16 protein-coding genes are annotated in these 18,061 nt (G+C 61.8%); 2 read left to right on the forward strand and 14 right to left on the reverse strand.

Going from position 1 to position 18,061, the window contains the following annotated elements:
• Positions 1–249 precede the first annotated feature (249 nt).
• The 6 genes from ACEG18_RS08055 to tmk all read right to left on the reverse strand — a co-directional run bounded on the left by ACEG18_RS08055 (position 250) and on the right by tmk (position 7,541).
• Positions 250–1,257 (reverse strand): substrate-binding periplasmic protein, encoded by a 1,008-nt coding sequence (locus ACEG18_RS08055; RefSeq protein WP_372542221.1) that lies wholly within the window; start codon positions 1,255–1,257, stop codon positions 250–252.
• A 751-nt stretch (positions 1,258–2,008) separates the two neighbouring features.
• Positions 2,009–3,118 (reverse strand): hypothetical protein, encoded by a 1,110-nt coding sequence (locus tag ACEG18_RS08060; protein WP_372542223.1) that lies wholly within the window; start codon positions 3,116–3,118, stop codon positions 2,009–2,011.
• Positions 3,119–3,128: 10 nt separating this feature from the next.
• The gene (locus ACEG18_RS08065) at positions 3,129–3,935 is read right to left on the reverse strand and encodes a double zinc ribbon domain-containing protein (protein ID WP_232049577.1); all 807 of its coding nucleotides are present in this window, start codon (positions 3,933–3,935) and stop codon (positions 3,129–3,131) included.
• Between the two features lie 102 nt (positions 3,936–4,037).
• A complete protein-coding gene (locus tag ACEG18_RS08070) occupies positions 4,038–5,738 on the reverse strand; it encodes a PSP1 domain-containing protein (protein ID WP_372542225.1) in 1,701 nt (566 codons plus the stop codon).
• Positions 5,729–6,856: a DNA polymerase III subunit gene (locus ACEG18_RS08075; protein WP_196022278.1), complete on the reverse strand. Its 1,128-nt coding sequence runs from the start codon at positions 6,854–6,856 to the stop codon at positions 5,729–5,731. The genes ACEG18_RS08070 and ACEG18_RS08075 overlap by 10 nt, the downstream gene beginning before the upstream one ends.
• A 1-nt stretch (position 6,857) precedes the next feature.
• Complete coding sequence (gene tmk / locus ACEG18_RS08080; protein WP_372542227.1) at positions 6,858–7,541, reverse strand: dTMP kinase; 684 nt, start codon at positions 7,539–7,541, stop codon at positions 6,858–6,860.
• Between the two features lie 239 nt (positions 7,542–7,780).
• Here tmk and ACEG18_RS08085 point away from each other — a divergent pair, with 239 nt between their 5' ends.
• Positions 7,781–8,764, forward strand: a complete 984-nt coding sequence (locus ACEG18_RS08085) for a zinc-ribbon domain-containing protein (RefSeq protein ID WP_372542229.1) — start codon at positions 7,781–7,783, stop codon at positions 8,762–8,764.
• Between the two features lie 140 nt (positions 8,765–8,904).
• Here the strand turns inward: ACEG18_RS08085 and ACEG18_RS08090 are convergent, their stop codons facing one another.
• From ACEG18_RS08090 to ACEG18_RS08120, 7 genes are all read right to left on the reverse strand, one after another.
• Positions 8,905–11,499 (reverse strand): DNA topoisomerase I, encoded by a 2,595-nt coding sequence (locus ACEG18_RS08090; protein WP_372542231.1) that lies wholly within the window; start codon positions 11,497–11,499, stop codon positions 8,905–8,907.
• A gap of 54 nt (positions 11,500–11,553) precedes the next feature.
• Positions 11,554–12,237, reverse strand: coding sequence for a hydrogenase nickel incorporation protein HypB (gene hypB, locus ACEG18_RS08095; protein ID WP_117640380.1), 684 nt, complete (start codon positions 12,235–12,237; stop codon positions 11,554–11,556).
• Positions 12,238–12,292: 55 nt separating this feature from the next.
• Positions 12,293–12,649, reverse strand: coding sequence for a hydrogenase maturation nickel metallochaperone HypA (gene hypA, locus ACEG18_RS08100; protein WP_372542232.1), 357 nt, complete (start codon positions 12,647–12,649; stop codon positions 12,293–12,295).
• A 6-nt stretch (positions 12,650–12,655) separates the two neighbouring features.
• The gene (gene tatC / locus ACEG18_RS08105) at positions 12,656–13,447 is read right to left on the reverse strand and encodes a twin-arginine translocase subunit TatC (protein ID WP_022093860.1); all 792 of its coding nucleotides are present in this window, start codon (positions 13,445–13,447) and stop codon (positions 12,656–12,658) included.
• Positions 13,447–14,022, reverse strand: coding sequence for a twin-arginine translocase TatA/TatE family subunit (locus ACEG18_RS08110; RefSeq protein WP_349091582.1), 576 nt, complete (start codon positions 14,020–14,022; stop codon positions 13,447–13,449). Before ACEG18_RS08110 ends, tatC begins: the two co-directional genes overlap by 1 nt.
• 153 nt (positions 14,023–14,175) lie before the next feature.
• Positions 14,176–14,490 (reverse strand): STAS domain-containing protein, encoded by a 315-nt coding sequence (locus tag ACEG18_RS08115; protein WP_117769921.1) that lies wholly within the window; start codon positions 14,488–14,490, stop codon positions 14,176–14,178.
• Positions 14,491–14,556: 66 nt separating this feature from the next.
• Positions 14,557–15,861: an aspartate aminotransferase type Ic gene (locus ACEG18_RS08120; RefSeq protein ID WP_349091584.1), complete on the reverse strand. Its 1,305-nt coding sequence runs from the start codon at positions 15,859–15,861 to the stop codon at positions 14,557–14,559.
• Between the two features lie 149 nt (positions 15,862–16,010).
• On the opposite strand from ACEG18_RS08120, the gene ACEG18_RS08125 reads away from it, so the two are divergent.
• Positions 16,011–16,265 (forward strand): hypothetical protein, encoded by a 255-nt coding sequence (locus tag ACEG18_RS08125; protein ID WP_055285533.1) that lies wholly within the window; start codon positions 16,011–16,013, stop codon positions 16,263–16,265.
• A gap of 332 nt (positions 16,266–16,597) precedes the next feature.
• On the opposite strand, the gene nhaA is transcribed toward ACEG18_RS08125, so the two are convergent.
• The gene (gene nhaA, locus ACEG18_RS08130; protein WP_372542235.1) at positions 16,598–17,956 is read right to left on the reverse strand and encodes a Na+/H+ antiporter NhaA; all 1,359 of its coding nucleotides are present in this window, start codon (positions 17,954–17,956) and stop codon (positions 16,598–16,600) included.
• Positions 17,957–18,061 lie beyond the last annotated feature (105 nt).

An 18,061-nucleotide genomic window follows, 5' to 3' on the forward strand; every position in this document is an offset into this window, starting at 1 on the left:
GCGGATTCCTAAAGACCCGAATAACGATTGCTTGATACCGCATACCGAAGTCTCGCACTTTTCTGTGGCAAAGTGCGCTATAAGAGGGCGACGGCGACTTTGGTTATGCACCTAAAAAGTGTCTTTGACCTGCTGGTTTTATGGAAACGAAAAAGCCGGGCTCCCCTGTTGGGAAAGCCCGGCAATGCGTGTTGAAACCGTGAAGAGGCGTCTCTCCTAGCGCATAGGAGACGCCACCCCTAGCAATAACTAGCCATTGAGCTTGTTAATGTCGTCGTCGGTGATAGTGCCCTCCTGGCTGGACGATTTGCTCTCGGAGGACAAGTCATCGCTGCTGGAATCGGAGGATTCATCGCCGGAGGACATGGTCTCGCTGGACTCAGAGTCGCCCGACTGCACGCTAGCGCCCGAAACCGTCTTAGTGGTGAGGTCGTAGGGCATCGTGCCATACCAGACAGAGTGGACCGCCTCGAGCGTGCCGTCGGCCGTAATGCCGTCGAGGGCATCGCTCACGGCACGGCACAGCTCGTCATTGGCAGCAAGGCCTGCAACGCCGAGCGTCGAGGGCGTCTCGAGAGCGCCAACGTAGGAAATCTGGCTCATCAGACGTGCAAGATAACCGCCGGCAGTGGCATCGCAGACCACATAGTCGACCTCGCCGGACTCGAGCGCTTCAAAGCACTCATTAATGTTGGAGAAGGTCTTTTGGTTGGCCGTGACGCTCTGTTTGGCGAGTGCCTCCTGCGATGCCGAGGAAGCCTGAACGCCCAGGTTGGCGGTGTTAAGCGTTTCGGTAGTGACGTTCAACGACTTACCGTCGCTGGTCTTTCCGAACACGGCGGCAGCATCATAGAGGCAGGTGCCAAGCGTGCTGACGTCGCCATTCGTGGAATTGATGTCGCCAATGAAGATGTCGGCCTTTTTATCGCCAAGCGCGGAATCGGCCGAGGACGCGTCGACAAAAGCGACTTTGAGGCCCATGCGGCTTGCAAGAGCGCGAGCGGCGTCAACTGCGTAGCCCGTGAGGTTGCCATCGGCGCCCTGCATGGCCTGCGGGGCATCGGAAGTGTCGAGGGCGACCGTAAGGGTACCGGGAGTGACCAGGGCATCGTCCGACACCGTAGGGGTTACGGTCTCGCGCTCAATCTGGTCGATCGTAGGCGTCGTGAACGTGGACAGCGGGTTGAATGCGCATCCGCTCAGACCCAATACGGCGATGACCGCCGCGGTTCCAGCGCCCAACCGAGCCGCGTGCATCAAACTGCCCCTCACCATGTCCACTACCCTGCCTTCTGTGTCGTATACAATCCGTTCATTGCGCGGAATATCGGGTTGTTCCTACCAGCTGACCTGGTATTTGACCCCACACTTGCGCACCGGGGTGTTTGCTCGGGAGGCCGTAGCCACCTTCACGACTGGCCCGCTCGCCCGCGAGGCGGTATTGCCCCAAAGAAAAATAGAACGGACGGTGCGGCTTACATCTAGGACGCGCCATGATCGCGCCGCGCGCACGCGGTCGCTTACGTGGATCCCTTTGACCGCGTCTGTCTTGGACTAGGGTGGGCATTTCACCCATCCGCAACCACAGCCTGGCAGGAACGTAGCGCATTATAGCTAAGTTCAAGCTAAAGTTTAAGGTTAGGGGCGTCATTCGCATCGCGAGTACAGATTTCGCAGGTCGGAGTGGGCTATTCGTGCCTCTGTGAAGCCCGGAGCTCCCCTATGGGGAGCTCCGGGGCACCCTTCTTGGGGTGCCGTGGCCAAAAAACGGCAAATATGAGTACTGTCACCAATTTAGTAACAGGCAATTTTGGCCTCTCGGACAGATTTTGCGCTCAGTGTCGCCAACCTGATGCTTAGTTATTCTACATTTGTATATTATCTTCTTACTTTATGCCGCCCCCGAGTCCTAAACTCCTTGATTTTGCTGTTACTGATTTAGTGACAGTACTCATATTTGCCATATTTTGGCCAGGGCATATGATTAACCCCCTAATTTCGACGTGAATTAGACCGGCTTAAGCCCAAAACACGCCCGCAGCGTGTTAAGCAACGCCTCTTGCTTCTTCCTGCGGGCATCGACACGATTCCGGTACCGCTTTCGCATACGCTGGTGGATGCGCCATGCGAGTGCTTCCATCGCTTCCATGTCGCAGAGCATTTCGTTGTTGACCGTCGCGACCTCGATTCCCATAGTAATCAAGCCCGTGTTGCGCTTTTCATCATGGATACGTCCCCTCCGAGAGGAATGGCCCAGCTCACCGTTGTATTCCAGGTCAAACCGGGCCGCCTCTTGATACGCATCGCAAACTGCATGAGGCATCCCCGAGATTGCCTGCGCACGGTCATCGAACTCGATCTTGTAGTCGGTCTTAAAAGGTCCGCAGGCAAACCCGCCATAGGAAAACGGAAGCGAAAACAGGGCGAGCATGATGCACTCCATGGGCGAGAGCAGGTTTTCTGACAGGTAGGGACACAGACGCAGCAGCTGTTTGGCCACATTCCCCTTGCATGCCGCAAGGTAATCTGCCAGGCGATCGGGCGTCAGCGCCAGCTCGACTTCAAAGTAGCCCACGTCTGCTGGCTGGTCCTTGTCCTTTGCAAGTTTATTCGTAACAGGCGAGGTGTAGGGAGGCAGATACTTCCCGCGGTCGCTCAGTGAAATCTTAGAGCACAGCTCCTGGGCCAGGGCAAACGCCTGGATGCAGCCGACCTCGCGCGCAACGGCAACACAAAGGGCCTCGGGAGATAGGCTGTACACCCCCGGTTCCACCTCTAGAATCGAGCCGGCGGGCAACCCGGAACACACGGACCAGCCTACGCCAGGCATGCGGCGGCGCTGCGCCGCAGATCCCACCAGCAAGCACAGATCTTCTTGCACCTCGCCACTTTTGGCTCCAATTCGCACCAAGTCAGGAAGATAGATATCCTCGGTCGAGGGCGACGACGTGCGCAGCACACGGCGCTCTTCATCGGGATTAAGGTCCTTCCAGCTGATATAGCCCATCTGCCGGCGCTCGGCGCGCATCATGCGCAGCGCTGAAGCGCCTGTTAGGATTACGGAAGCCGCTAGCTGTTCGCTTGTCGGCTCGTTGCGCCGCTCAATCTTCACTGCCACAAAACCACCCCTACCAAACGCGTGCGATAGCGAGGCCATCAACGGCCGCGGCACCGGCGCGCTTGAGTTCCGCCGAAGCCGCGGCCATCGTCGCGCCCGTGGTGATAACGTCATCGATAAGCAGCAGGCGGCGGCCGTGCACGTCCTCAACCGTCTCGTACATGCCTTGGGCACGCTCGCGGCGCTCCTCACGACCGAGTTCGCGCTGGTCGCCATGCCCGTACTTGACGAGAGCATCGAGCAGGGGAACACCCGACAGCTCGCAAAATGGGCGCGCAATAGCCTCCATATGATCAAAACCACGCCGCCGAAACGCTGCCGCCGTCGCAGGCACAAACACCACCGCATCCGCGCCGGACAGCACACCTCCTAAGCGTTCGGGCGCTACGACCTGGGCATGCAGGGCGGTGTCGTAGAGCAGCTCCGCCAGATACGGCGCCAGGCGTCGCTCGCCCGCGTCCTTGTACGCTTTAATGATGCGCGGCAGCGGATGCGCATAGACGGCGCACGCCAGGCAGCGGTCGAGCGCCTCCGCCATTGCCGAGGACGTGCCCTCGACCGAACACTCAGTGCACAGCAAATCCCCAAACGGGGCGCCGCATCGGGTACAGCTATGACGTGGGTCGATGAGCGTGAGCGCGGCCAGGCAGTCTTGGCAAATAAGCGCACCGGCGCGCTCGCAGCCGGCACATCGTGTTGGCGACAATGCCTCGAGTGCCTCGCGTGCCGCCCGCTCGGCAAACGGCAGCAATTCGTCCGCAAACGGTAGGGCGCCGGCACCCTGCAGACGGCTCAATTTGTTCAGATGGCTCTTCAAGACACAACCCTCCCTACGTTCGGTCGCAGGGAGGGTTGTTGATTCAGCGCTATGGTACCCCGACGCGATTGGGGTAAGGCGGGTTAAATCCGCTCGCGGGCGTTATTCGCCGGCGGGCGGTTGTGGTGCGGCCGAAGACGGGGTCGAGCCCTCGCCACCATTCTGGCGCGGCTTGCGGGAACGGCGACGGCGACGGCGCTTTTGGCCCTGGTCGGCCGAGCCCTCGCCACCGCGATCTTCGCGCGACTCGCGCTCGTCGCGAGCGGCGCCACGCGAAGCCTTGGCAGCCGCTCCCCCGCCATCTCCGGGACGACGGCGCGTGACCTTGACCTCGCCATCCGAGACCTGATCGGCAACGGAGGGCACTGAAGGCTTCTGTTGCGCGCCCGAGGAATGGCGACGGCGCGGACGCGGCGTGCGCTCATCCTCGCCACGTGACTTGCCGCCCTTGTCGGCAGGCGCATCGGAACCCGAGGGACCCTTGGAAGCGGCACCAGCCTCGCGAGCAGCTGCGGCGCGGAAGGCATCCTCGCGCTCCTCGCTCGACAGGTGACGGCGGCGACGGCGCGTGGGGTTCATGCCACCGCCGCGGTTTTGCTGCTGAGGCTGCTGAGTCTCGCGCTCGCGAGCGCCGTTCTTGCCGGCGGCTGCGGCCTCGCCGGCATCGCCCGAGCCCGAGCGCTTGCGACGACGACGGCCACCGGCGGCCTCCTCGGCCTCAGGCGTTGCGGCATTGCCACGGCCCTTTCCGCGGCCACGACCCTCGCCCTGCCCCTGACCGGCGCGAGCATCGGATTCAGCATCGCGACGACGGCGCTTGGGCATCGACGTGCCAGCAAGACGGTCGGCGCTCGACAGGCCATCGCCCACGTCGACGCCGTTCTCGCGGTCGAGCTCCATGAGCGCCAGGCGCATCTCGGGCGACTCGATGCGCTCGAGCACGTCGCGCGTCACGCAGTCGGGGCGGCAGTTGCAGCCCTGCTCGGCGGCCTTCTTTTTGCAGCCCTCCGAGCAGGTCATATCGGCCAGGTTGACCTTAAAGACCTTGCCGTTCTCCAGGCGCAGCACCAGCTGCTCGCGCGGCGTGTCATATTCCTGAATACGCGCCTTGCCGAGCGGCGTATCGATGAGCGTCTTCTTTTTGGGCGCGCGGCTCTTAAAGTCCTTGTAGGCCTCGAACTCGTAGCGCAGGCAGCACATCAGGCGGCCGCACACGCCGCTGATCTTGGAGGAATTGAGCGGCAGGTCCTGCTCTTTTGCCATGCGGATCGAGACGGGCTCAAACTGTCCGCCAAAGCGCGTGCAGCAGAGCTCCTGGCCGCACTGGGCATAGCCGCCCACCAGGCGAGTCTCGTCGCGCACGCCGATCTGGCGCATGTCAACGCGAATGTGCAGCGTCGAGGACAGGTCCTTGACGAGCTGACGAAAATCGACGCGCTCCTCGGCAGCAAAGTAGAACACGGCCTTCTCGCCGCCAAACAGGTACTCGACGCCGACCGGCTTCATCTCGAGGTCGAGCTCTTTGACCAGACGGCGGAAATCGACCATCGCCTCGTCGCCCTGGATGGCCAGGTCATCGGCAAGCTGCAGGTCAATGTCGCTCGCCACACGCAGCACGGGCTTGAGCGGCTGACCGATCTCGTCTTGCGGCACCTCGAAGGGATCGGCCGTGACCAGGCCGATCTCGGTTCCGCGCTCGGTGGAGCAAATGGCATAATCGGCCTCGAGGATATCCAGGTCCTGCGGGTCAAACCACAGGTCGCGCGAGGCGTAGGTAAACTTAACGGGTACGACTAACGGCATTTCAGTGCCTTCCTGATATCGAACAGCATGACCTCGATGGCCAGCTGGGGAGTAACGTTTCTGGCGATGTTGCGCTCGGCGGTCGCGACCGCCTCGAGCGCCTGGGTGGCACCCGCAACATTGGTCGCGGCGGCAAGCCGACCGATCGTGTCGCGCACATCCTCGTTCACCACGTCGGCCGCCTCGTCCTGAAGTGTCAGCAGCACGTCGCGCATGAGCGTCCGCGCGCTCGCCAGCGCTTCCATGATACCCGAACGCTCGCGCGCGTTGAGTTCGCGCTTGTTGCGGTCCTCAAGCTGCTTCAATGCTCCACGCGACAGGTAGTCGGCGTTTTGCTCGAGTACCTTTTCCTGCGTGGACTTGACCTCGGCGAGCGGCGCCTTGACGGCGACAATGAGCGACTTGGCGCGGCTGAGCACGTCGGCCTCGTCGGCGGCAATGAGTGAGTCGATGGCACGGACCATCTGACGGCGGGCGTCCTGGCGCTCGGCGCTCTTAAGAAACTCGATGCCGCGTGTGGGACTTCCCGCCACGGCGACCGCCATGCGGCAACGCGCAGGGTCCTGACCGGTGGCGCGGCTCACGGCCTGCGCGGCGACGGCGGGCGATACCAGCCGAAACGGCACGCACTGGCAACGACTCACGATAGTGGGCAGCATCACGTCGGCCGAGGTACCCAACAGGATGAACATGACGCCCTCGGGCGGCTCCTCGAGCGTTTTGAGCAGCGCGTTGGCGGTGTTGGCGCGCAGCTGCTCGGCACGGTCGATGATGTAGACCTTTGCCTTGGCGCGAATGGGCGCCAGCGGCACGTCATCGAGCAGCTCGCGGGTCTGGGCGATGAGGTAACCCGTGGCGCTCTCGGGCGTGTAATAGTGCACGTCGGGATGCGTATGGCGGGCGACGCGCACGCAGCTATCGCATGAGCCGCAGCCATCCTGCTCGCACAGGAAGGCTTGGGCGAGCGCCCACGCGGCGTCGAGCTTGCCCGCGCCGGGCGCGCCCAAAAACAGGTAGGCGTGCGATGCGCGACCGCTAGCGACGGCATTGGTCAAAAAGTCGCGCACGCGCTCTTGGGTGTCGAGCTTGGCCAGCAGGCTTGCCTGAGCGGGGGCCATGTTACTCGGCCTCCTTGGCAAGCGCGGCGGCGACGGCTTCCTGGGAAATGTCGAGGCCGTACGCGCGAACCTGCTCGACCGTCTTCTCGAAGACTTCCTCGACGGTCGCAGTGGCGTCGATGAGCTTTACGCGGTTTGGCTCCTCGGCAGCGATTGCGCAAAAGCCCTGGTAGACACGCTCCTGGAATGCCATGCCTTTTGCCTCCATGCGATCTGCCGCACCACGGGCTGCCATGCGCAGCGCCGCCTGCTCGGGCGTGATGTGATAGACAAGTGTGAGCGCCGGGTGCGTACCCGCGACGGCCAGGTTGTTGGCGTCGCGCACTATCTGGCGATCGAGGCCATCGGCAAACGCCTGGTAGCAGGTCGTGGAATCGTAGAAGCGATCGCACAGGACCACCTTGCCGGCAGCGAGGGCGGGCGCGATGACCTCGTGCACCAGCTGGGCACGCGCAGCCTCGTAGAGCAACAGCTCGCAGGTATCGCCCATCGTCGTGTTGGCAGGGTCGAGCAGCAGGGCGCGAATCTTTTCGCTGATGGCAGTGCCGCCCGGCTCACGCAGGGTCACAACCTGGTAGCCGGCAAGGTCGAGCGCGCGGGCAAGCAGGCGCGCCTGCGTGGACTTGCCGGCACCGTCGACGCCCTCGAGCGTGATAAAGCTATGTTGAGCAGGCTCAAAAGCCATGAGCGCAGCCCCTTCCTACAAGGCGCGTAAATGCAGATATATCAACCAAGCCATGATACCCCAGTGCTCGGCGCGTCCCCAATGGCTAAAGGCGCCTTTCCAAAGTTGCGATGAAATAGGGACTGATTGAAGCTCTGAGACCGCCAAACAGTCCCTATTTCACCGCAACGTATGATGGGGAATTTTGGATGCTGGGTATAATCGTCGTATTGCATTGAAATGTGGCGAAAGGAGTGGCAATGTCTCGGTATTGCGCCTCGTGCGGCAAGCTTCTTGCAGATGATGCCAAGTTCTGCACCTCGTGCGGTGCACCCGTTGAGCAAACAGCCGCGAGCGATAGCCAGCCCGCTTTTGAGCAGACCGGCTCCCTTGATACGCCGCAAGCCAAGGCGGACGACCCCCTCGCCTATAGCCCCGACCCCGCCGCAAGGACCGAGGCCGTCGAGACCACGCAGCGCATACCCGTCGCGAGCGGCTCGCCCCAACAGCAGCCGGCTCCCGCATACGCGCCCGCTTCGCCACAGACCCCCGCTCCCAAAAAGAGCGGCACCGGGCCGCTTATCGCCGTTATCGTTGTGCTGGTGGCGATCATCATCGCCCTGGTCATCTTCTTTGCAATCAGACCGTTCGACAACGCCGCCACGCAGACGACCGCCGAGGTAGCTAAGCTGCACCATGACGTCGACGACGATGACCTAAAACCTCTCGGCGATCCCAACAGCCTGTACGACGATGATGACGATGACGACGAGGATGGCGGCGAAGCAACGCTCTCCGAGCAGAACCTCTACCGCCGACTGAGCGAATACTACGACCTGCTCGAAGATCTCGACAGCCAGGTCCGTGGCTGCGCGCAGAACTTCAACGGCAACTATCTGGAAGAGGATCGAACCACCCGTCAAAATCTCGCCGACGTCGCCGAGCGCACGGAGGACACCATCGAGCAGTATTACGACATCGTCGAGGACCTGGACGTCCCGACGAGCTCCAAGAACTACAGCTCCTGGAAGGACATCATCGCCCTGTACGACGACCTGGATCACCGCATTGACGCAATCTGTGATGCCTGGGAGATCAGCCTGAAATACGCCAAGCCTGCGGACCACAAGAATGAGATCGTGGCGCCGCTGTCGCGCGACAACGTGGCGGGCACCAATGACAATAAGTACCGCCTAGACTTTGAGGAGCGCTATCCCGGCGCCAAGCCTGTCGAGGTGAACTAGCGCTTTGTCGTTCCCGAGCCGGCAGTTAGGGACGTTCCTAAACTGCCGGCAGAAAAGGAACGTCCCTAACTGCCGGTCAAAAAACGAGCGAGGATCATGGGACCCTCGCTCGTTTTTTGGGCACTGTTTCGACTGCGCCGTTACTTGTCGGCGGCTGCTTTCTTGGCAGTCGACTTCTTCGCGGTCGTCTTCTTGGCGGCAGTGGCTTTCTTAGCCGTCGTCTTCTTGGCCGCCGTCGTCTTCTTCGCCGTGCTCGCCTTGGTCGTAGTCTTGCGGCCGCGGGCGGGCTTCTTCTCCTTGGTCGGGCAGTCCATGTTGACGCAGATACGCCACGGACCGCGCGCCGTGTTGACCACCACGATGGGGGCGCCGCACTCGGGACAGGTCTCGCCCGTCGCCTCGAGCTTGCCACGCGCCGGCAGCGGATAGCTCACGCCGCAGTCATCGTAGTTGGTGCAGCGGATAAAGCGCTTGCCGCTCTTCTCGCTCTTGTGCGCGATCAGGTCGCCATGGCGTCCGGCCTCGGCACACACCTTGCACTCGCCCACTTTAAGGTCGGGCTCGTAGTTGGTGGGGCACGTCGGGTTCACGCAGATCTCGAAAGCCTTCTGGCGGAACGGCTGACATTTGATGCGCGGCGCACCGCATTCGGGGCACACGGCGGCCTCGCCCTCGAGCGGGCTCACCTTGACGCCGCTCGGCACCGGATAGGTCACGTCGCAGTCGGGCCAGCCCATGCAGCCAATAAAGCTACCGCGGGTCTTGGCGCTCGTCTTCATAACCAGGTCCTTGCCGCACTTGGGGCAGGCGCCCACGCGCGCATCGGCCGTGACGGCGTCGCTGATGGCGTCGCCGAGCTCCTGCGTATGCTTGAGCAGCTCGTCGAGCACGCCGGCCAGCAGCGCACGCGAGTGCGTCACGACATGCTCTTCGGTGTCCTCGCCGCGCTCGACGCGAGTCATGTCGCCGTCGAGCTCGCTGGTCATATCGGGGCTCGTGATGCGCGGGGCAAACTGTGACAGCGCATCGATGATGGCAATGCCCAGCTGGCTCGGCTCAACGGGATCGTTTTTGAGGTAGCGCACGGCGTACAGGCGCTCGATGATGCTCGCACGCGTGGACTTGGTGCCCAGGCCGCGCTTCTCCATCTCCTGCACGAGTTTGCCCTGGCTGTAGCGCGCGGGCGGCTCGGTCTGCTTGGCCTCGAGCTTAATGTCGAACACGTCGACCGTGTCGCCCTGCTCCAGCGGCGGCATCTGCTCATCGCGCTTAAGGCCGTACGGATAGGCCTCGCGGAAGCCAGGGGTCACGAGCACGTCGCCCGAAGCCACAAACGGCTCGCCGTTGACGTCGAGCTCGAGCTTGGTGTTCTCGATGGTCGCGGGACCCATGAGCGTCGCCAGGAAGCGGCGGGCGATCAGGTCGTAGAGCTTGCGCTGGCCGCCATCGAGCGTGGACGGATCGCCCTCGCCCGTGGGGTAGATAGGCGGGTGGTCGGTGGTCTCGACTTTGCCGCGCGTGGGCTTCATGGGACCGGCGAGTACCTTTTTGCACACGGGCGCCAGCGCCGGGTTGATCTTTGCCAGGTCACTCACCACGGCACCCAGATCGAGCGTCGCGGGGTACACGGTGTTGTCGACACGCGGATAGCTGATGAGACCGGCCATGTAGAGGGACTCGGCGATGCGCATCGTACGCGCAGGCGAGATGCCCTCGGCCGCGGCGGCGGCCTGCAGCGAGGTCGTCGCAAACGGCGTGGGCGGCTGTTGCTTGCGCGAACGCTTGGTCACCGCGGCGACGGTTGCCGTCTTGGCGCCGTCGACGTGACCATACGCCGTCTCGGCAGCATCTTTGTCGGTAAAACGCGCCGTCTTGTGCGCGATCTTAAAGCGGTCGTCCTCGGCAGCACCCTGAGCGGCACCCATGCCGCGAATCTGCCAATAGTCCTCGGGCACAAACGCCATGCGCTCGCGCTCGCGCTCGACCACCAGAGCGAGTGTCGGCGTCTGCACGCGGCCGGCAGAGCGCACGTTACCAAAGCCGCCAAACTTGGCGAGCGTCAGGTAGCGCGTCAGCACCGCACCCCAAATGAGGTCGATGTGCTGGCGGCTCTCGCCGGCGTCGGCCAGATTCTGGTCGAGCGAGACAAGGTTATCGAAGGCCTGCGTAATCTCGGCCTTGGTAAATGAAGAATACTGGGCGCGGGCGACCGGCAAGTCGGGCGCGACCTCGCGCACCTTGTTGAGAGCGTCCGAACCGATCAGCTCACCCTCGCGATCGAAGTCCGTGGCGATGATGACGCTGTCGGACTTTTTAGCGAGGTTCTTGAGCGAACGAATGAGTTCTTTCTCGGCCGGCAGCTTAATGACGGGCGCCCAGGTGAGATAGGGCAGGCTCTCGAGCTTCCAGCCCTTGATGGAGATACCGTCGGCAAGAAACGGCTTGCGCTTGGTGTCGTAGGGCGGACGAGCCAGACCATCGGGCATGTCGGCCGGCAGCATTTCGCCGTCCTCCGTGACCGAATACCAGCCCAGCTTTTTATCGAACAGCACACTGTCGCAAAAATCGGGCGCCAGGATGTGACCGGCAAGGCCGATGGTCACGCACTCCTCGCCCTTCCACTCAAAACGGTAGATGGCGGTGTTGTACACCTTGTCCTTTTTGGGTTTGCCCGTGGACAGACGCTCGGCAATCTGACACGCGGCGTCGTTTTTCTCGGCGATGATGAGCTTCAAAAGAGGCTCCTATCTCGTATCTCTGCGGCTACGCCCGCCCGTATGGCGGCCGACTTACGCCCTTGCTTGCTCAATCTGCCCGATGAGCCAATCGCACCAGGCATCCATGCCCTCGCCCTTGCGCGCGCTCACGGCAAACCGCGGCGCCTGCGGATTGAGGTCATCGAGTGTCTTAGTATACCTATCCATGTCAAAATCGAAAGCCGGAGCCACATCGACCTTGTTGAGCAACTGCGCGCCGGCGTGTTGGAAGATGCCCGGGTACTTGATGGGCTTGTCGTCGCCCTCGGGCACCGAGAGGATCATGATGGACAGGTTCTCGCCCAGGTCAAAGTCGACCGGGCAGACCAGGTTACCCACGTTTTCGATAAAGATGACGTCGATGTTCTCCAGACCGACGGCCTGGTCGAAGGCGTCGACGGCCTCCATGATCATGTTGCCCTCGAGGTGGCACAGGCCGCCCGTGTTGATCTGGATGGCGGGCATGCCGGCTTCCTTCATGGTGATGGCGTCGACATCCGAGGCGATATCGCCCTCGATGACAGCACAGCGCAGGCCGGCTTTGTCACGCAGGCGCTCGTTGGTGCCCAGAATCGTGGTGGTCTTACCCGAGCCGGGGCTCGACAGCACGTTGATCACGTAGGTGTTCGTCTGCTCAAATCGCTGACGCAGCTGATCTGCCAGGCGCTCGTTGCGCGACAGAATCGGCGATGCAATATCAATCGTTTTCTCGGCCATACTTAGCGCTCCTTACTTTGGCCCCTTTATACCCCATCACCAGATGGCTAGCGGGCTAATCGTCGGGGGTTTCGATTTCGATACTTGCGATATCGAGCTCGCGGCCGTGCAGTAGGCGCACGTTGGCACCACCACACTGGGGACAGCGACAGTGGAAGCGATCGTGGTCGAAGACCTCACCGCAGTCCAGGCATTCACTTTGTGGATGGACCTCCTCCACGGCAAGCTCGCAACCGCTCGTGAGCGGGTCCTCGTCGCGAAACGTCTCCCATGCAAAGTCGAGCGCCTCGCGCACGACTTCTGTCATATCCCCGATACGCAGCGTTACCAAAACGGCGCGCGAGGCCCCCGCCCCACGCGCCGCGCGAATCACTGTATCGAGTATGCCGTTGACAATGCCAACCTCGTGCATACCGATTTACTCCTCGTCGTCCTCGTCGTCCGAGAACAGGTCCAGACGGCTCACGAACAGGCCCTCCTTGCCCTCGCGCGCGGTAATGACCACGCGAGCGATGGCGAGCGAAATCTCGTAGAGCGAGAGCAGGGCGCCATACATGAGACCCAGCGTAACGGGCGAGCCGTCGGGCGTAATCACAGCCGAGCCCACAAGCAGGCCCACGTACACGTAGCGCCAGGCGCCGCGGAAGGCCGCGTAGGACACGATGTGGAAGACGGACAGGTAGAAGATGATGAGCGGCAGCTCAAACGCCACGCCAAAGCCGATCATAAAGAGCAGCTCCATGTTGACGTAGTTCTCCAGGTCGGGCAGCGCCGTGGCGACGGCCGAGGTCTCGCCGATAAGCCACTCAAAGCCCGCCGGGATGATGATGAAATAGCAGAAGATGGCGCCCAGGAAGAACAGCACCGTCGAGGCGAGCACCGTGGGCACGACCCATTTGCGCTCGTTGGGACGCAGTGCCGGCAGGAAAAATGCCAGAATCTGCCAGATGATCATGGGCGTGCACATGACCACGGCCATCTTGATGGCCAGCGAGAAGCGCAGGCCAAAGCCGCCGAGCGTGGTGGTGATGTAGAACTTACCGTCCGGCACAAAGGAGCGGATGGGGTCTTCCAGGATGTCGAGCACCACGGGCGTGGCGAAATACAGCACGATGGCGGCGGCAAACACCGACACGACCACGATGGTCAGGCGGCGACGGAGCTCGCCCAGGTGATCGAAGAGCGGCATGCGCGCAGGTCCGATAGGCATTACTCATCGCCTCCCTTCGGGGCATCGGCGGTGGCAGCCTCGGCAACGGCCTCGTCCTCGGCCTCGAGCTCGCGGGCGAGCTGGTCGACGACGGCCTTGCGCTTGCGGGGACGACGGGCGTAGAGGTCAGCCGTCGTGGGCTCTGACGGCTCGGGCTCCGGCTCTGCAGCAGGCTCGGCGGCAGCGGCAGGCTCGGCGCCCTCGGCCTCGGACTCCTCAGCAGCACCCTCGCCCTCGGCGGCAGCCTCGCTCGCGGCCTTCTCGGCAGCAAGACGGGCGCGACGCTCGGCAAAGGTCTCCTTCTTGGCGGGCGCTGCCGTCTCGGCGGCATCCTTGTCCGCATCGGAATCGTCATCGACGGCAGTCTTCTTGGGCTTGACCGGTGCCGAAGCGGCCTCACTTACCGGATCGATAATCTCGGACTGAACAACGGCCGTCATCTTTTCCTGCGTCTCGCGGAACTGACGGATGGCACGGCCGATTGTGCGGCCCATCTGCGGGAGCTTATCCGGGCCAAACAGCAAAAAGCCGAAGACCACGATGATCGCGAGCTCACCCTCTCCAATACCAAACACACATACCTCCAAGGCTCGATGTGAGTCGAGCCCGCACCGCGCCATTCGGCCGGAACTCGTCTATTCATTCGGTCAAGTATAGCGCCCGGACGCCAAAACGTCCGAGCGCATCACAAACATATGCCAAACGGCACGCCCTTTTGGGGGCAAAGATTATGCCGCCGTGATCGAAATCTCCTGGTCGACGCCCAGCAGCTGAACCACGCGCATCACCTGGGGCTGCACATTAGTGCAGCTAAAGCGCTTACCGTGGTCGACCGCGTGGTGCGCGGCGCCCACGAGCACGCCAATGCCCGTCGAATCGATGTAGCTCACCTGGGCAAAATCGAGCTCAACGGCCTCAGTGGGCTGCTCGAGCGCCAGGTCAATGGCATTGCGCAGGCTATCGGCGTTAGAGATATCGATCTCGCCGGTTACCTTAATGGTGTAGATCTCCGGTGTGGGGTTGGTGGAAATACCCAAATCCATGCATACGCTCCTTTACGTATCGAAAATGCGGATAGTACTGGGCGCGGACTTGCGGGGCCCTAGGCGTTAGGCGCGCTCGGCACGAGCAAGCTCGGCAGCGACGAGCTTGACGGCCAGCACCAGTACGTCGAGTGCTGCCTCCAGGTCCTCGACCGTGGGATAGCTCGGCGCGATGCGGATGTTGGTGTCGCGCGGATCCTTGCCATAAGGCCAGGTGGCACCAGCCGGCGTAAGCTTGACGCCCAGGTCGGCACAAAGCGCTGCGACCTTTTGGGCCGAGCCCTCGGGACCATCAAAGCTCACAAAGTAGCCGCCGCGGGGATGCGTCCAAGTGGCGCAACCCGTCTCGCCCAGGCCCTCGGTGAGCTTACGCTCAACGGCCTCAAAGCGCGGGCGCAAGAACTCGGCATGCTTTTTCATGTGCTCCTTGACCGCCTCGATGGTGGGAAGGAAACGCACGTGACGCAGCTGGTTGAGCTTGTCGGCGCTGATGAGGCCGGCCTTCAGGCGCTTGGAGAACTCCGCGATAACCGCGGGGCTCGCACCGATAAAGCCGATGCCGGCGCCCGGGAAGGTGATCTTGGACGTCGAGGCAAAGGCCACCACGCGATCCTCGGTGCCCGCCGCGCGAGCGAGGTCGAAGATATTGGCGAGCTCGTCGGTCTCGTCGTACAGGTCGTGCACGCAGTAGGCGTTGTCCCAGAAGATGCGGAAATCGGGCGCGGCCGTGGGCATCTCGACCAGGCGACGCACGGTGTCCTCGCTAAAGGTGATGCCCGTGGGGTTGGAATACTTGGGCACGCACCAGATGCCCTTGATGGAGTCGTCGGCGGCAACCAGGCGCTCGACCTCGTCCATGTCGGGGCCGTTGTCGGTCATCGCGACGGGGACGTTCTCGATGCCCAAGTCGGCGGTGATGCCAAAGTGACGGTCGTAGCCGGGAACAGGGCACAGGAACTTGACTTTCTTGCCGTCGTGCGCGGCCTCGTAAGCCTCCCAAGGGTCGCTACCACATGAACCGCAGCGCCAAAACATGCCGGCGATGTCATGCTCGATCAAAAGGCTCGACGAACCCAGTACGAGCGTCTGCTCGGCGGGGCAACCCAAAAACTCCCCCGCTAGCTTGCGCGCCGAAGGAATGCCCTCAAAGCAGCCGTAGTTGGAGCAGTCGACGTTGCCGTCGTGCAGATCGGCATCGGCATTGAGGATATCGAGCATGGGTCGAGAGATGTCCACCTGGGAGGGCGACGGCTTGCCGCGGGCCATGTCGAGCGCCAGGCCCTTGGCCTTGACCTCGGCGACCTCGGCTTTGAGCGCCTCGATGGCGGCATCGAGTTCGGTGGTTTCCATCTTCTGGTAGATCGTCTGCATGGGTGCGACCTTTCACGAAGCGGTACGTTGCAATTCTTCTAAGTATAGACCGCCACCGTCGCAACGTTATGAAGCCGTGATAGATTAAGTCCATCGCAATGAATTACGAATCGCCGCGCATGCCGGCATGAAGCGCCCAAGGAGGCACTATGGAGTACGGATCGTTCCAGGCCGAGGAATTCGGCGACCTTCAGCGCCTGGTCGACGGACTGTTTTACGACCGCCACGCCATCGACCGCCTGGATCTGATCGTACAGGCCGAAATCTTGGACCTGGCGCCCGATCTCATGGAAATCGTGAACCTGCTACCGCCCGGCTATTACGACCGCCAGTCACTTTGCGACCAGCTCAACTCCGCCTTGGCCGCCCACGGCTGGGGCGCCATCTACGGCACCGTGGAATAAACCTAGTCATTGGGGCCTGTGGTCAAAAAATAGCAAATATGAGTACTGTTACTTTTTTAGTAACAGCGATTTTGAATTAAAAAGGCCAGTCTTGGCCTTTTGTGTCCGGTTTTGGAAGGATGCATCAGCATTTTTCGTCCAGCCACGCAATCGTTAATGCACAGACAGAATAGATTTGTACATTATTTTTCGCGCCTAAAATGAAACGCCGTTTGTGACAGTACTCACAAACGGCGTTTTTTGGCCACTGGGGTGTCCGGCAGGTGGCAAGTACCACTCAAAACCGCGTTTTGCACGCGCTCGAGCAGGCTCTGGCGTCTGTTTCTACGCGCCTACTCGTTCTTGGGCGCGGGGTGCTTGCAGATCACACTCATGTAGATCATGCCAAGTACGGCCGCGGTGACAGAGCCGGCGAGAATAGCGGCCTTGGCGGCCAGAACCTCAAACTGGGCCGTCGGGAAGGCAAGGCCGCTGATGAGGATCGACATGGTAAAGCCGATACCGCCCAGAATGCCCACACCGGCAATCATGTGCCAGTTGACATTGCGCGGCAGCTCGGAGATCTTGAGCTTAACCAGGGCAAACGTCATGCCAAAGATACCGATCGGCTTGCCCAGCAGCATGCCAAAGTACACGCCGAGCGTCACCGGGTCGGTGAGTAGCGTGCTCATGTCCACGCCCACTAGGCGAACCTGTGCGTTCACGAACGCAAAGATCGGCAGAATCACAAAGTTGACCGGCGTGGAGATCAGACGCTCCATGCGGATGAGCGGCGGGGTCACGCGGTGCATGACGCGCTCGACCTTGGTGGTCGAGACGGTAAAGTCATGCTGGCCCAGGATGTGCGCCTCGTCGTCGTAGCGGTCATCGAGCAGCGGCAGGCACTCCCCCAACCAATCGGTAAGGCTGTCGAGCTTAACACCGCACTTGGCCGGGATGGTAAAGGCCAAGATGACGCCAGCAAGCGTGGCATGTACGCCGCTCTTGAACATGCAGAACCACAACAGCAGGCCCAGTACCGAATACGGGGCAAGGCGGTAATGCTGCGTCTTGTTGAGCCACACGAGCGCGCAGGTCACAAGCGCGGCGGCGCCCAACCAAAACGGATTGGGGCTCTGACCGTAGAAGATGGCGATGGCGGCGATGGAGATGAGGTCGTCGGCGATGGCGAGCGTCGAGAAGAACACGCGCACGCCGTTGGGCACACGGTTGCCCAAAAGCGACAGCACGCCCAGTGCAAAGGCAATATCGGTTGCCATGGGAATGGCCCAGCCGTTGTGCGCGCCGGCATGGTTAAAGATCAGATAGATGCAGGCGGGAACGACGACGCCGCCCACGGCCGCCAGCATGGGAAGCATGGCCTGGCGCGGGTTTTTGAGCTCGCCGACCGTCATCTCATACTTGAGCTCAATACCCACCAGCAAAAAGAAAATCGCCATGAGGAAGTCGTTGACGAAAAGCTCAACGGTGAGACCGGCCGTAAGGTTGCCCAGGCCCACATACAGCGGGGTCTCCAAAAAGTGATGGATGGCCTCGTAGGCATCGGTATTGGCGCAAATGACGGCGGCGATGGCGGCGAAGACCATGACGGCGGCGGAAATCGTGCCGTTCTCGGCGATGCGCTCCCAGATGTCGTGACGTTCAAAGCGCTTGCGCTCACGAACGTTGAACAGCTGCTCAGTTGCTGCCATGGGCGGCTCCTTTCACGGGAAAGCTCCCGTCTTAAAAAAGCACGGCCCGCCCAAGTGGCGGCGCCGCGCTCTAACGTATTACGCTTGCATCTAGCCTACCCTGCA

The organism is Collinsella aerofaciens (assembly GCF_041537385.1).
Lineage (GTDB): Bacteria > Actinomycetota > Coriobacteriia > Coriobacteriales > Coriobacteriaceae > Collinsella > Collinsella aerofaciens_BV.